Below are 14,939 nucleotides of genomic sequence, written 5' to 3' on the forward strand. Positions count from 1 at the left end.
CGGTCGCGCTCGACCAGGGTACGCCGAACGGCCCAAGGAGCACCACTCCTCTTCAACGGGACGGCGCGGCGGCCAGGCGCCCGCGAAACCCGCGCAAAACGACCCGAGAATGCCCCGCCAACGGGTCCGCCCCGGCGCGGCCGTGCGCCTCGCGCCCAGAGCTCTGCCGTGCGATGACCGCGATCGCGCGTTGCCCTTGGCGCGGGGCTCCTGCATCCTCGAGCCATGCCGATCGCGCGGAAGTTCACCCTCGCGCTCATCGCTTGCGTCATCGCCGCGCTCTCCCTCAACGCCATCTTGACGGTGCAGAACGAGCTCGGACGCTTCGAGCAGGAGACCGCCGCGTACCAGAGCGTCGTCGGTCGAGCCTTGCGGCCCGCGGTGATCAACGTGTGGAGCGTCGAGGGTCGGGACCGCGCCATGGCCCTCGTTCGCGAGGCCGATCAGCGACTCCGACGCGTCGAGATCCGCTGGGTCTGGCTCTCCGCGCCTCCCGGCGATCCCTTCGCGCCACGCATCGCGCGCGAGCGGCTCGCGCCCCTCGAGCGCGGCGAAGACGTGTCGAGCGTGGACCCCGGCGAGCGCGAGCTCTTGACCTACGTCCCGTTGGTGCCGCCCGAGGCGAGCCCGTCCATCGGCGCGCTCGAAATTTCTCACTCGCTAGACCGCGAGGCCGAAGTTCGACGGGGCGCCTTGCGTCAGGCCCTCTTCGTCGTGGTTGGCTTGACGCTCGTCACGGCCATCGTCACCTCGGTGCTCGGCGCATGGTTCATTGGCCGGCCGATGGCGACCTTCGTCGAACAGGCTCGGCGCGTGGGGCGAGGTGATCTGTCGGCGCGCATCGCCATCTCGCAACGAGACGAGTTCGGCAACCTTGCCGAAGAGCTGAATCGAATGTGCGCGAGCCTCGCTGACTCGAAAGACGCCGCAGACCGCGCCAACCGCGCAAAGCTCGACGCCATCGAGCAGCTAAGGCACGCCGACCGCTTGGCCACCGTTGGGCGCCTCGCCGCCGGCATGGCGCACGAGCTTGGAACACCACTCAACGTGGTTAGCGCCCGAGCCAAGCCGATCATGACTGGAAGCGGTCGACGAGAACACGAAGCGCGAATACGGCCGCATCATCGTCGAGCAGGTCGAGCGAATGACGAAGCTCATGAGGCAGCTCTTGGACTTCGCGCGCACTCGCCCGCTGTCGACGACGCAAGCCGACTTGACCGCCCTCGTCAGACGCGTCGTTGCTCTCGTCGAGCCCATCAGCAGCAAGAAGGACGTCCACGTCTCCGTCGAGGCCGCGCTCGGCGCCGTCGAGGCCCGCGTGGATCCCGCGCAAATGGACCAAGTCATCACCAACTTGCTCGTCAACGCGATTCACGCGAGCCGCGAGGGCGATGCGATTTCCGTAACGGTCACTCGCCAAGACGCCACCTCGCCGGTCGATGGTCAACCGAAGCGGTGCGCCATTGTTCGCGTCACTGACCGTGGCGAGGGTATCAAGGAAGAGAACCTCGCTCGTGTCTTCGAGCCATTCTTCACCACCAAGGTCGTGGGCGAGGGCACCGGCCTCGGGCTGTCGGTGGCCTACGGGATCGTGCGAGACCACGGCGGCTGGATCAACGTGGAGAGCAGCCCCGCGAATGGCTCCTCATTTTCCGTCAACCTGCCGGAGTCGACCTCATGAGCGCACGAATTCTTGTCGTCGAGGACGACGCCGCCATGCGAGACGTCCTCTCGGATGAGCTATCCTCCCGAGGCTTCGCCACGGAGACGACGGAGGGCGCCGACGCAGCCTTCGCGAGCCTCGCCGAGCGGGACGTCGACGTCATCGTGACGGACCTCAACATGCGCGGCGTCAGCGGCGTCGAGCTTTGCGAACGCGTCGTCAAGAGCCGGCCCGATATCCCGGTCATCGTCGTGACGGGCTTCGGCAGCATGGAGACCGCGATCCTCACGCTGCGGGCCGGCGCCTTCGATTTCCTCACGAAGCCCTTCGACATGGACGAGCTGGCGCTCACCGTCGAGCGCGCCGTTCAGCATCGAGAGCTCCGCGAAGAGGTCAAGCGGCTACGCCACGCCGTCGCAGCGGCGCGCGATCGAACGGGCGAGCTCGTCGGCCAGAGTCCAGGCATGGACCGACTCCGCGAGTTCATCGGTCGCATCTCGGAGACCGACGCGTCGGTGCTCATCGCGGGGGAGACGGGCGTGGGCAAAGAGCTCGTCGCGCGAACCATCCACCGACGGAGCAAGCGCGCCGAAGGCCCGCTCGTCACCATCAACTGCGCGGCGCTCCCGGAGCTGCTCCTCGAGAGCGAGCTCTTCGGCCACGTCCGCGGCGCGTTCACCGACGCGCGAACGGAGCGCCGAGGCCTCTTCGTCGACGCCAACGGCGGCACGCTGTTCCTGGACGAGCTCGGCGAAATGCCTCTCACCATGCAGGCCAAGTTGCTTCGCGCGCTCGAAGCGCGTCGCGTCAGGCCCGTCGGTGGCACCGCCGAAATCCCCTTCGACGTCCGGTTGATCACGGCAACCAACCGCGACCTCCACCAAGCCGTCGAGGAGGGCAATTTTCGCGAGGATCTTTTCTACCGCGTCAACGTCGTCCAGATCGAAGTGCCTCCGCTTCGCTCCCGTGGGGCTGACGTCCTCCTGCTGGCGCAGGCCTTCTTGACGCAATACGCCACCCAACACGGCAAGGCCGTGCGCGCTCTCACCGGGTGCCGCAGAGCGCCTCGTCAACTACTCCTGGCCCGGCAACGTCCGCGAGCTTCGCAACTACGTCGAACGGGCCGTGGCGCTGGCGCGCTACGAGGAGCTCGTGGCCGAGGACCTGCCGGAGCGAATTCGCGATCACAAGTCCTCTCACGTCGTCGTCGCTGCCGAGAGCCCCGACGACTTGGTTCCGCTCGCCGAGGTCGAGAAGCGCTACATCGAGCGCGTCCTCGACTCCGTGGCGGGGAACAAGCGCCGCGCCGCCGCGATCTTGGGACTCGACCGAGCGACGCTGTATCGAAAGCTTGAACGCTACGCGCAGGGCAGCGCCCCCTCGGAGCGACGTCGCTCGGCACCGCCCGACTCCAAGGGTGGTTGATGGGCCGTTGGATGGGCGGCCAGGGCCCCCTCGCGAGTCTTGACGCGCCCCCCCACGCTGCGGTTCGCTGCCGCACGTGACGGCACAAGGAACATCCTCGGCCTTGGCGCCGGCCCTCGAGCGCGCGCTCGTCCGTGAGCTCCTGGATCAGTGGCGCCGCGTGAACGCGACCTACTTCAAGGGAGCGTTGCGTCCGCCAACGCTGGAGCTCTCGGACACGGAGACCTTCCTCGGCCGCTGGTCGCGGGCCACACGCGCCCTTGAGCTCTCGCGGCCCTTCGTCCTGCGCTCACCGTGGGGCGTCGTCGTGGAGGTTTTGAAGCACGAGATGGCGCACCAGTTCGTGCACGAAGTCGTCGGCGTCACCGACGAGACGGCGCACGGCCCCGAGTTCCGCAACGTCTGCGAACGCCTCGGCGTCGACGCGCGCGCGAGCGGCGTCCCGACGGCGTCAACGGCCGGTACGGAGGGCCGCGTCGTCGAGCGCATCGCGCGACTCCTCGCCCTCGCGGAGAGCCCCAACGAGCACGAGGCGCAGGCGGCGGCGCTCGCGGCGCATCGGCTGATGCTGAAGCACAACATCGACGTCGCCTCGCGGCCTTCGTCGTACGTGTTCCGGCACCTCGGGACGCCCTCGGGCCGCGTCAGCGAGGCCGAGCGCATCGTCGCGATGATCCTGGGTCGGCACTACTTCGTCGAGGTCATCTGGGTGCCCGTGTACCGGCCCCTCGAGGAGCGCCGCGGTAGCGTCCTCGAGATCTGCGGCAAGCCCGAGAACGTCGAGATGGCGGAGTACGTCTATTCGTTCCTCAGGCACACGGCCGACGAGCTCTGGGCTGATCACAAGCGACGCGAGGGGATCCGCTCCGATCGGGAACGACGGTCCTTTTTGTCGGGCGTCATGGCCGGCTTTGCCGATCGGCTCACGCGCGAGGCCCGCGCCGATCGAAAAGCGGGGCTCGTGTGGGTCGGCGACCACGAGCTATCAGGGTATTTCAAGCGGCGGCACCCCTACGTTCGCAACGTTCGCTACCAAGGACAGCCACGGAGCGACGCGTTCGTCGAAGGGCGCGAAGCGGGCCGCAACATCGTGCTCCGGCCCGGCGTCGGGGCCGACCGGGGACGCGCGGCGACGCCGCTCTTGCCGGCGCGATCGAACAGCGGGAACCGCCGATGACGTGGGCGTTTTCGCCGCGGGCGGCGACGCGCTCGCTTTCCGAGGCCGACACCAAACTCGGCGCACTGATCGAGCGCGTCGGCCCCTTCACGCTGAAGCCCGACCCGCCGCCATCCACCTTCGAAGCGTTGGCGCGCGCCATCGTCTACCAGCAGCTTAGCGGCAAGGCCGCCGCCACGATCTTCGGTCGCCTCGTCGCCGCGCACCCGCGCGGTCGGCTGACCGCAAAGGGATTGCTGGCGCTCTCCGACGAGACCATTCGCGGCCGCGGGCATCTCGGGGCCAAAGCTCGCGAGCCTGCGTGACCTTGCTCGCCGCGACGAGGCCGGCGAAGTGCCGGCCCCAGCGACCCTCGCGGCGATGACGGAAGACGACATCATCGGGACGTTGACGCGCATCCGCGGCATCGGCCCTTGGAGTGTGGAGATGCTCCTCATGTTTCGCATGGGCCGCCCCGACGTGCTGCCGGCGACGGACCTCGGGATCCAGAAGGGATTCCAGAAGACGTTCGGCGGCCCGCTGCCGAACCCCGACAAGATTCTGAGGCGAGGCGAACGCTGGCGTCCGTACCGCACCGTGGCCAGCTGGTATCTGTGGCGCGCCCTCGACGCGCCGGCCCGCTAAACCGGGCGACGAAAGCGCTACGCGACCGCCCCGGAGCGCTCGTTTTTGCTGTAAGACGCCGCGATGCAAAGCGAGCAATTGGAGCACGCCGACGGCCGCGTCGAGCTAGCGGAGGGGGTGGTGCTCGACGACCCGCGCCTCACCAACGAAGACCTCGCGCCGACGCGCATCGAGACGCGCACCTGGTCGACGTACACGTACGCCGCGCTGTGGATCTCCATGGCGCACTGCATTCCCACCTACATGCTCGCCTCCGGCCTCATCGGCGCGGGCATGAACTGGTGGCAGGCGCTCGTGACGATCCTCGTCGGCAACGTGATCGTGCTGGTGCCGATCCTCTTGAACTCCCACCCGGGCACGAAATACGGCATCCCCTTCCCTGTCTTCGCGCGCGCGGCCTACGGCGTCTTCGGCGCGAATCTCCCAGCCGTCATGCGCGCCATCGTGGCGTGCGGTTGGTTCGGCATCAACGCGTGGATCGGCGGTCAGGCGCTCCACACCTTCATGAAGGCCCTGTGGCCCGGATGGGTCACGCTTCTCGGCGAAGGAAAGCCCGGCGGGCACTACGGCACCGAGTGGCTCAGCTTCGCGCTCTTCTGGGGCCTCAACATTCTCATCGTGTACCGCGGCATGGAGCTCTTGCGACGCGTGGAGAACTGGGCCGCGCCTTACGTTCTCGTGATGACCGCCGCGCTCGTCTATTGGGCCGTGACTCGTGCCGGCGGCCTCGGAAAGATCATGAGCGATCCGGGGAAATTTCCGACCTTTGGAGCCTTCTGGCCGATCTTCGTTCCCAGCGTCACAGCCATGATCGGCTTCTGGGCGACGCTCTCGCTCAACATGCCCGACTTCACTCGCTACGGGCGCTCGCAGCGCGAGCAAGCCATCGGTCAGGTCGTTGCGCTGCCAACAACCATGACGATCTTCGCGGCCATGGGCGTTGTGATCACGAGCGCCTCCGAGATCATCTACGGCAAGGCCATGTGGGATCCCATCGAGCTGGTGGGTCGATTCACCTCGCCGTGGCTCGTCGCCATCTCGATGTTCACCGTCGTCGTGGCGACGCTCGCCGTGAACATCGCCGCCAACGTCGTTTCGCCTGCGAACGACTTCGCCAACATCGCTCCGGGCAAGATCTCCTTCCGCACCGGCGGCCTCATCACGGGGATACTCGGCGTCTTCATGATGCCCTGGAAGCTCATCGCGGACCCGAGCGGCTACATCTTCAAGTGGCTCCTTGGCTACTCGGGCGGCCTCGGCGCCATCGCCGGCGTCCTCATCACCGACTACTGGATCTTGCGCAAGAAGTCCCTCGACGTGGCGGACCTCTACCGACGCAGAGGGCGCTACGACTACGGCACCGCCATCGGAACCAATTGGAACGCCGTCACCGCCACGTTGCTCGGCTGCGCCGCGGCGTGGGTCGGCGCCTTCGCTCCGAGCCTCAAGCAGTTCTACGACTACGCTTGGTTCGTGGGCGGCATTGGCTCGGGCGTCGTCTACTACGCGCTCATGCGCGCCAAGGGCGGCGCGGCGCTGGAGAAGGCGTAGCGTCGAGGCCGGTGCGGTCCGCGCGGGAGGAGTGATACACCTCGCCGATGGCAAAGGCACCGCCGGCCGCCCAAGAGAAAGAGAGCGACGCCGATGCGAACGCGCTCGAGCGACTCGGCTATCGGCAGGAGCTGCGGCGTGCCCTCGGCGGTTTTGCCAACTTCGCCATCAGCTTCTCCATCATCAGCGTCCTGACGGGCGTGACGACGACCTACGGCACGGCCCTCGGCGGCGGCGGACCGGCGGGCCTGGGGCTCGGCTGGCCCCTCGTAAGCCTCGGCACGATCTTCGTCGCCGTCGCGATGGCCGAGCTCGCGAGCGCGTTCCCCACCGCGGGTGCGCTCTACCACTGGGCCGCGCTCTTGGGCGGGCCCGGCTTCGGCTGGTTCACGGCAGCCATGAACCTTGCGGGCCAAGTCGCCATCGTGGCTGCCATCGACCTCGGTTGCGCGCAGGCCATGGCGGCGACGCTGCGCATGTCACCGGCCGCGTCGTGGTGGCTCTTCGCCGCGATCCTCGCCTCCCACGGAGTCTTGAACGTGGTCTCGGTGCGGGTCGTGGCGTGGCTCAACGGCTTCTCGGCGACGGTTCACGTGGTCGGCGTCTTGTGCGTCACCGGCGCGCTCGTGCTCTTCGCGCGCGCGAGGCCGCTCTCGTTCTTGGCGGAGACCGGCTTCACGTTGCGGCCCGACGGCTCATACCCGCTGGGCTTCTTGAACGCGCTCATCTTGGGCATGTGGACGTTCACGGGCTACGACGCTTCGGCACACGTCAGCGAAGAGACCCACGATCCGGCACGCTCAGCGCCCCGCGGAATCGTCTTCGCCGTGGTGATGAGCGCCCTCTTCGGCTTCGCCTTCGCGGCGGCGCTAACGCTTGCCATTCGTGATCTGCCGGCCGCGGCGGCCGATCCGCAACCGCCGCTCTACATTCTGCGCGTCGCTCTCGGTGAGCGCGCCGGCAACGCGCTCATGAGCGCCGTCGTGGGCGCCATGTGGTTTTGCGGTCTCTCGTCGGTCACGAGCGCCTCGCGGATGCTCTTCGCGTTCGCGCGCGACGAGGGCCTCCCCGGATGGCGAGCCCTTCGCACAGTGAGCCCACGCTTTCGAACGCCGGCGGTGGCCACCGTTGTCGCGACGGTGGCGCCGTTCATGCTTGTCCTGGCCACGGCGCCCTTCAGCGACAAAGTGTTCCTCGCGGTCGCGTCGCTCGCGACAACGGGGCTCTACGTCTCGTACGCCATTCCCATCGCCCTCGGGGCTATCGCCCGCAAGCGCCGCATCTGGGTGCACGAGGGGCCGTGGAACGTGGGCCGCTGGGGCGTGCCGGTGGCGTGGATCGCCGTCTTGTGGTCGCTCTTCGTCCTGGTGGTCTCGTGCCTTCCGCCGAACGGCGCGGCAGGCTTGCTCATTGGCGGAACGGTGACGTTCCTGGCGCTCTTCTACCTGGCGTTTGTGAGGCGGCGCTTTCGCGGCCCGGCCGTCACGCTGCGCGAATTCGAGAACCGCATGAACACGCACGGCGCGCGGCCCTCGTCACCGGGCCCTGCCTAACCGTCTCCTTTGGGAGATGCGGGGCTCCCAAGAGCTCGCCCAGAAACGCGGGCAAACTGCGCCCAAGCGGGCCGCCGCTCGGTGGCCCACGCCTTGCTCGAGGGTCCCCATGCGCTGGCTCGTGCTCCTCGGTCTCGTGGCTTGCTCCGATGCGCCGGGCGCGAGCGTTCCTCCCGGCGCCAGCGGCGCCGCTGCCGACGCGGGTACTGCCGCCACAACCGCGAACCCGCTCCCCGCATGCCCGGAGGCCGACGGCGTCCTCGCGCGCGCGGCGAAGAAGCTCGAGGCCGAGCTCAGCGCCGCGAAGGGCACCGGCGGCATCGTCGCGGTCTTGTGCAACGGGCACATCACGTCGAGGCCCGTCGGCAGCGTGCGTGCCGGCGGCGACGCCGTCAAAGAGACCACGCGCTTTCAGTTCGCCTCGATCACGAAGTCGTTTACCGCGACCACGGCGCTCGCCCTCGCGAGCGCGGGCAAGGTGAAGCTGGGCGAGCCCATCACGACCTACGTGCCGTTCGTCGCCGCCACGTATCCGGGCGCGCGGCCCATCGCGCTCGGAGACCTCCTGGCGCACACAGCGGGCTACGCCGTTGACATCCCCAACGCGAGCTACGAGGACGATTCGCTCGAGGGTTGGTTCAAGGCCAACGGCGCCGAGAAGCCGTGGTCGCCACCCGGTGCAGTCTTCAACTATTCGAACCTTGGCTTTTCCCTCGCAGGACTCGCGCTCCAACGAGCCACGGGCACGCCCTTTGGTGCGCTTGTCGAGGCGAGCGTCTTCGGCCCGACCGCCATGAGTCGCGCGACCATGAGCACCGAGCGAACCGAGCAAGAGGGCGACTTCGCGTTCGGCCACTCGGAGGGCAAGGCGCTGCGGCCGACGGAGGCGTACTTTCAGAGCGGCCAATACGGCCCGATGGGCGGGGCCTGGGGCACGGCGGCCGATCTCGGCGCCTTCGGCAAGGCACTGGTGACGCGTCCCACGAGCGTTCTCCCCGCAGCCGCGTGGGAAGAGATGGAGACGCCCAAGACGAAGACCATCTGGCCGGGCCTCAGCTACGGCTACGGCACGATCATCGACACCGCGAACCCGGACGCCTTTGGGCACGACGGGTCGGCGCAAGGCTTCTCGTCAATGATGCGTGTCGTGCGCAGCAAAGGTGTCGGCTTCTTCATGGTCGCCAACGGCGACGGCGTTGACGGCGAGACGATGGCGAACGAGGCGCTGGCGGGGCTCGGGGCCGCGACCACGGGCGGCCCACCTCCGGCCATCGGCAGCGCCGCCGACTGGGTCGGGACCTACGTGGATCCCATCCACTTGGGCGTCGTCCAAGTCGAGAGTTCGGCTTCGGGCTATACGGCCCAATGGGGCGGGATCAAACACGCCGTCATGGACTCGGGGGACGGCGCTTCGGCGTCTTACGAGCACGCGACCTACGGCACCATGAGCCTCGCCTTCTGGCGCGGGCCGACCGGCAAGGTCGAGTGGCTCGTGACGCCGGAAGGCCACGCGCGGCGCAATTGACCAACTCGACCTTGACGGAGGGTTGACGGAGCCGAACGTCGGTGGCTAAGTCACGCCTCTTTCCTCGAGGGGTGATCCATGGCGCGCAACGTTCACGTGGGACTGATTCAAGCAAGCACGCCGTCGGACGCGAGCTGGAGCGTCGAGAAGACGAAGGCCGCCGGGCTCGAGAAGCACCTCCCGCTCATCGACGAAGCGGGCAAGCGCGGCGTTCAGATCCTCGGCTTGCAGGAGATCTTCAACGGCCCGTACTTCTGCCCGAGCCAAGATCCCAAGTGGTACGACGCGGCGGAGCCTTGGCCCGGCCCGACCGTCGAGCTCATGGCGACCTACGCCAAGAAGTACAACATGGCGATGGTCGTGCCCGTCTACGAGCGCGAGATGGCCGGCGTCTACTACAACACCGCGGCCGTCATCGACGCCGACGGAACCCTCCTCGGCAAGTACCGCAAGAACCACATCCCGCAGACCAACGGCTTCTGGGAGAAGTACTTCTTCAAGCCCGGCAACCTCGGCTACCCGACCTTCCAGACGCGCTACGCCCGAGTCGGCGTCTACATCTGCTACGACCGGCACTTCCCGGAAGGCGCGCGCTGCCTTGGACTGAACGGCGCGGAGATCGTCTTCAACCCGTCGGCGACGGTCGCGGGCCTCTCGCAATACCTGTGGAAGCTCGAGCAGCCGGCCCACGCCGTCGCCAACGGCTACTTCGTGGCGGCGTCCAACCGCGTCGGCACGGAAGCGCCGTGGAACATCGGGCGCTTCTACGGAACGAGCTACATCGTCGATCCGCGGGGTAATTTCCTCGCGACAGCCAGCGAAGACAAGGACGAGCTCGTCTCGACGAACATCGACCTCGACATGATCGACGAGGTCCGGAAGACCTGGCAGTTCTTCCGGGACCGGCGCCCCGAGACCTACGGCGACATGGTCAAGATCTAGGGAAGCGGCGCGGCCGCTGGTATCGTTGGCGCGTAGCTTCCTCAGCGCCATGAGCAAAGACCTCGGCAAATACCACCTTCTTGCCGAGCTCGGCGAAGGGGGCATGGCGAAGGTCTTCCTCGCCGTGGCGACGGGCATGGGCGGCGCGGTCAGCAAGCTCGTCGTCGTAAAGAAGATGCAGGGCTTCCTGGCGGAGGACCCCGAGTTCGCCACCATGTTCTTGGACGAGGCGCGCATCGCCTCGCTGCTCAACCACAAGAACGTCGTTCAAACCATCGAAGCGGCCTCCGAGGGCGGCACGCTCTTCATCGTGATGGAGTACCTCGACGGACAGCCGCTCCACCGCATCGTGGAGCGCGCGCATGACGAGGGGACCGACTTCCCGCTGGAGATGCACCTCGCCATCCTGACCGATGTCTTGGCGGGCTTGCATCACGCTCACGAGCTCAGCGACCTCGACGGACAGAAGCTCAACGTCGTTCATCGCGACGTCACGCCCCACAACATCTTCGTCACCTACGACGGCCAGACGAAGGTCGTCGACTTCGGCATCGCGCGCGCCGAAGGGCGGACCACCAAGACCAAGCACGGTCGCGTGAAGGGCAAGCTCCCCTACATGGCGCCGGAGCAGGCGCGCGGCGAAGAGCTCGATCGCCGCGTCGATGTCTTTGCCGTGGGCGTGATGCTCTACGAGGCCATCGTCGGCAAGCGCTACTGGGAGGGCCTGCGCGACCAGACGATCATGCGCGCGCTTATCTCCGACGAGCTCCCCGCCCTGCCCGTTGGCGTCGCCGACGACGAGCTACTCGAGATCTGCAAGAAGGCGCTCTCCCCGAACCGCGACGCGCGCTTCGCGACGGCGCTCGACATGCAACGGGCCCTCGAGGCCTTTTCGGCGGGCAAGCTCGCGCGGCCGAGCGCGCTCCAGATCGGCGCCGAGATCGAAGAGCTCTTCCGTGAGCGGCGAGAAGCCGCAAAGAAGATCATCGACGCGGAGCTCGCGATCCTGAAGCGCAGCGGCTCGAACCCCGTGCTTGCCGCGTCGGCGCCGCCGAGCGAACGGACCGCGAACGACAAGACGCCGGTGCGCCCCGACACGGAGCCGACGCGGGTCGATGCGAGGGCCTCCCGCCCCGACGGCAGACCGCCGCCGGCGAAGGACGAGGCCGGGACCCCGACGGAGACCCGGCCCCCCATCGCGAGGCCGCCCGCGAGCGGCGAAGTGACGCCGTCGGTGACGCCCTCGGTGACGGAAGCGCGGAGCCCCCTGCCCTCGCTCGCGCCGCCGGCTCGCATCGACGCCTTCGCCGAGACGTTGCTCGACACGCCGCCGTCGAGGACGGCACCTCCGTCGGTAGTGAAGGCGTCGGGCGGCGGTCGATCAGCACGGCTGTCACCGATGCTCGCCGTCGCGGTAGCCGTCGTGGGAGCTGGCGCGGCAGCGCTCCTCTGGCCGACGACGGCAGCGGCGCCGCCGGCGCCCATCCGCGTCGAGCTGCGCGCCACGCCCGCGTCCGCGCGCTTCAAGGTCGACGACGGACCGTGGTTGCCCAACCCGTACGACGGAACAATGCCGCGCGACGGGATTGAGCACACGGTGCTCGCGGAGGCCGAGGGGCACCAAGCGCGCACCGTGCGCGTGAAGTTCGACGGCGACGCGGTCGTGAGGTTTGTGCTGGTGGAGTGAGGGGTCAGAGCCCGCACACCTCGGGCTTCGGCTCGCCTATCGGTTGTTTCGTGCGAGCGTCGTAGATCCACACGTCCCCAAGGCTAAACGCCCCGTCGCGCTTCACACAGTAGATCGCGGCATCGGCCGCCACCTCGCCGGTCGCGGGGTCCCAATCGAGAGAGGATTGGAGGCCCCGCAGGTCGATACGTTGCCGACCCGCCAGCAGGGTTAGACCCCGGGCAATCTCGTTGGCGCGAACGTCCACGACTGCACCTGGGTCGGCGGCGTCGAACGACAGGCGACGCAACGCGGCGATCACATCGCGACCGCGAAGCTCGGCTGGGTTGGCGGAGCTGAGCTGAAATCCAGCAGCGATGGCGAAGCTTGCGACGTAAAAGGATTCGAAACCGGTGCCGATGTTCGCCGGATCGTAACCAAATCGTGTGCTCGCTCGAAACGCGCCAAAGAACAGACGTTGGTTCTCGTCGAGCTTCGGATCCGAGGAATGGTATTGCACGCCGGTGACGCGACGCCGCAGGTCGTCGTTGGCGCCGACCGAGCGCTCGAAGCGAAACGCATAGGCCTCCTGGGCGCTCGTCAGATACCGCGGCAGCGGCCGGAGCGGACTGCCCTTCGCGTCGCGCGGCCATCGTGCCTCGATCTCCGGCATGACGTAGAAGTGAAAGAGTCGTCCGAGGTTAGCGACGATGATGACGTCGGGATCAAACGCCGCCAGCTCGTCAGCCAACGCGCGGTAGTCGGAGGGCGCGTTGTCATCGATGATCTTGGTCAGGAGTGTACCGGCGGCCTGGTTTTGGGCTGCCGATTGGCCGTTGAAGGTCACCCCTCCGACGAGGGTGTCGAGTGACACGAGACTCTGGGCGCCGACGAGCGCCACCTTGAACTTGGCTGGCAGTGGACCTAGCCGCTCGCCGCGCACCTGTCCCTCAAGGCGTTCCAGCCATCGCGTCCGGATAGGAGACAGCACCTTGACCGAGGGGAATCCGAACCACACGTGCCCCTCCGTGTTCTGGATCGGGAGTCGACTCGGCTCACAATCGGTGCAGTAGAGAACCACGTCGCGCTCGATGGCCCGCGGAAGTAGCGTCTCGACCTCCTCGTTATTGGACACCAACACGATGGGCGCGCGGAGCCCGGTCGTCATGGCGTCAAAGCAACTGTTCAGCTTGTCGAGCGACGCGTTGGTGTCGCAGACCGCAAGCGAGATGGCCCGTCGCGCAGCACCAACCGTCACGGCCCCAGCCGTCGCCGCGTTCCAGTCGTCGCTCGCGAGGCGGATTCCGTCGGTTCTGATCTTGTCGTAGACCGACTCGACCGTGCCACCGGGGACCTCGAGGTTGATGGGAGCCAGCGCGCCGACGAAGATGGGGTCACCGGCGATGTAGTTCTGAGACACCTCGCTGATGCCGCCGGTCAGAATGGAGACACAGCGCCCTTCGCGACAGAAGGCGGTGTCACCTCCCGCGGTGCAATCCTTCGTCGTCTGGCAGCTCCTCTCCGAGCCGCCGTCGCCAGCCGCAAGGGCCGCCGTGCGGCGACCGCAAACTCCCAGAACACACTGGGCTTGCTCCGGCGCGACACCAAGGAGGGCCGCGCAGTCGCCGTCAACCGAGCACTGATCGCCGTTGACGGTGCACGCACCGATGGAGCCGACCAGGAGTACGCCAAGACTTAGCCACCCGCGCGGCCCCAGCGTGCGTTGTGACACCGATGTCATGGATGCGGCTCCGCCAAGTATGGAAACGTGTCGGTGATTGGCTTGCCGCCCCCGTCGAAACCATCCCCAACGCCGCTTCGTTTCCGACTCACAAGCCAAGAGAGCGTGATGTCGAGGGCATCCTCCGAAGGGTGGCGCCCGCCGGAAGTCACGTGCGCGGCTCCGCTCGCTTCGATCTCGAGATAGCCGGCCGCTGCGGGGCGAGAAGGGTCGACGAGGAGCGCGTCGACGAGGAGCGTGTCGGCAAGCGAAGGAGCTCCGGCGTCGGGCGCCGGCCAATCGAGCACACCGTCTAGGGCATCGAAGCGCGCGAGCCGCGCGTCCATGAACTCGCCGACGCTCGCCTTGGCGCCCTTGGCACGGGTGAAGTAGCCCACCTCGATGGGCGCCTCGGAGCGGTTGATCACCTCATAGTTTTCGCGCGCGACGAGCAGCGTCGAGAAGAAGGCGCGGCCGGCTCGGTCGCGCGGTCCCCCCGGTACGCCGCCTTCCAGGGCAGCATCCGAAGCGCCGCCATCACGGGGCGGAGTCGCAGCCGTGACGTCCTCAACGGTGGCATCGGCGGGCCCCGCGACGACGGGCGCGGGGCTGTCGTCGCTGCAACCAGCCACGAGCGCGAGGGCGGCGACCAAGTCTAGCAGCCTCACTTGAACGCCCCCGTCGTCGCCGCGATGGCGAGCGTCCGACGACTCGCGTCACCAAAGACGACGCGATTGACGTCAACCTCGGCGACGATGGCGAGCACGTTGGTGTTTGCAAAGTCGTTGGTACCGGCGTCGGGCAAGAGCCCTGCGTCGACCGCCCCCACCACCGTACCCGCGGCCCCGACCGTCGGATCAGCGCGGAGCCCTGCGTAGACGCGCAACGGACCATCTTCGACTCCGCTGACGACGTTGGTCTCTCCGGCGAAGAAGAACCCATTCGATGAGCAAACATAGGGTTGCTGGCCGCCGTCCGTTTTCGCCTGAAAGCGACAGCCGAGCGTGACATCGATGGTCTTGTCGACGCCGACCGCTGGCGGTTCGGCCGCCCCCTGGATGACAAACACGTAGTCGCCGTACGCGTCGAACTC

General features: G+C 67.6%; 11 protein-coding genes and 2 pseudogenes. 9 read left to right on the top strand and 4 right to left on the bottom strand.

Annotated features, from left to right (window positions below; all coding sequences use genetic code 11):
• Window positions 1–969 precede the first annotated feature (969 nt).
• On the bottom strand, window positions 970–1,158 hold the full coding sequence (locus IPG50_03055; protein MBK6691173.1) for a hypothetical protein: 189 nt from the start codon (window positions 1,156–1,158) through the stop codon (window positions 970–972).
• Window positions 1,159–1,333: 175 nt separating this feature from the next.
• Between IPG50_03055 and IPG50_03060 the strand changes: the two genes are divergently transcribed.
• The 9 genes and pseudogenes from IPG50_03060 to IPG50_03100 all read left to right on the top strand — a co-directional run bounded on the left by IPG50_03060 (window position 1,334) and on the right by IPG50_03100 (window position 12,147).
• On the top strand, window positions 1,334–1,681 hold the full coding sequence (locus tag IPG50_03060) for a HAMP domain-containing histidine kinase (GenBank protein ID MBK6691174.1): 348 nt from the start codon (window positions 1,334–1,336) through the stop codon (window positions 1,679–1,681).
• A pseudogene (locus IPG50_03065) lies at window positions 1,678–3,088 on the top strand (sigma-54-dependent Fis family transcriptional regulator). Before IPG50_03060 ends, IPG50_03065 begins: the two are co-directional and overlap by 4 nt.
• A 103-nt stretch (window positions 3,089–3,191) precedes the next feature.
• Complete coding sequence (locus IPG50_03070; GenBank protein ID MBK6691175.1) at window positions 3,192–4,265, top strand: DUF2786 domain-containing protein; 1,074 nt, start codon at window positions 3,192–3,194, stop codon at window positions 4,263–4,265.
• A pseudogene (locus IPG50_03075) lies at window positions 4,262–4,889 on the top strand (DNA-3-methyladenine glycosylase 2 family protein). The gene IPG50_03070 and the pseudogene IPG50_03075 overlap by 4 nt, the downstream one beginning before the upstream one ends.
• Window positions 4,890–4,952: 63 nt before the next feature.
• Entirely contained in the window at window positions 4,953–6,440 is a 1,488-nt protein-coding gene (locus tag IPG50_03080) for an NCS1 family nucleobase:cation symporter-1 (GenBank protein ID MBK6691176.1), read from the top strand.
• A 47-nt stretch (window positions 6,441–6,487) separates the two neighbouring features.
• Complete coding sequence (locus tag IPG50_03085) at window positions 6,488–7,993, top strand: amino acid permease (GenBank protein MBK6691177.1); 1,506 nt, start codon at window positions 6,488–6,490, stop codon at window positions 7,991–7,993.
• Window positions 7,994–8,102: 109 nt separating this feature from the next.
• A complete protein-coding gene (locus tag IPG50_03090; GenBank protein ID MBK6691178.1) occupies window positions 8,103–9,518 on the top strand; it encodes a beta-lactamase family protein in 1,416 nt (471 codons plus the stop codon).
• 78 nt (window positions 9,519–9,596) lie between these two features.
• Window positions 9,597–10,460 (top strand): acyltransferase, encoded by an 864-nt coding sequence (locus IPG50_03095; GenBank protein ID MBK6691179.1) that lies wholly within the window; start codon window positions 9,597–9,599, stop codon window positions 10,458–10,460.
• A 49-nt stretch (window positions 10,461–10,509) separates the two neighbouring features.
• Window positions 10,510–12,147: a protein kinase gene (locus tag IPG50_03100; protein ID MBK6691180.1), complete on the top strand. Its 1,638-nt coding sequence runs from the start codon at window positions 10,510–10,512 to the stop codon at window positions 12,145–12,147.
• A gap of 4 nt (window positions 12,148–12,151) precedes the next feature.
• Here the strand turns inward: IPG50_03100 and IPG50_03105 are convergent, their stop codons facing one another.
• From IPG50_03105 to IPG50_03115, 3 genes are read right to left on the bottom strand one after another with little or no spacing between them, the layout of a single operon-like run.
• Window positions 12,152–13,867, bottom strand: a complete 1,716-nt coding sequence (locus IPG50_03105; protein MBK6691181.1) for a hypothetical protein — start codon at window positions 13,865–13,867, stop codon at window positions 12,152–12,154.
• Window positions 13,864–14,499, bottom strand: coding sequence for a hypothetical protein (locus IPG50_03110; GenBank protein ID MBK6691182.1), 636 nt, complete (start codon window positions 14,497–14,499; stop codon window positions 13,864–13,866). Before IPG50_03110 ends, IPG50_03105 begins: the two co-directional genes overlap by 4 nt.
• 11 nt (window positions 14,500–14,510) lie before the next feature.
• Window positions 14,511–14,915 carry a hypothetical protein gene (locus IPG50_03115; GenBank protein MBK6691183.1) on the bottom strand — a complete coding sequence of 135 codons (405 nt, stop codon included), beginning with the start codon at window positions 14,913–14,915 and terminating at the stop codon, window positions 14,511–14,513.
• Window positions 14,916–14,939 lie beyond the last annotated feature (24 nt).

Source organism: Myxococcales bacterium, from assembly GCA_016703425.1.
Lineage (GTDB): Bacteria > Myxococcota_A > Polyangia > Polyangiales > Polyangiaceae > JADJCA01.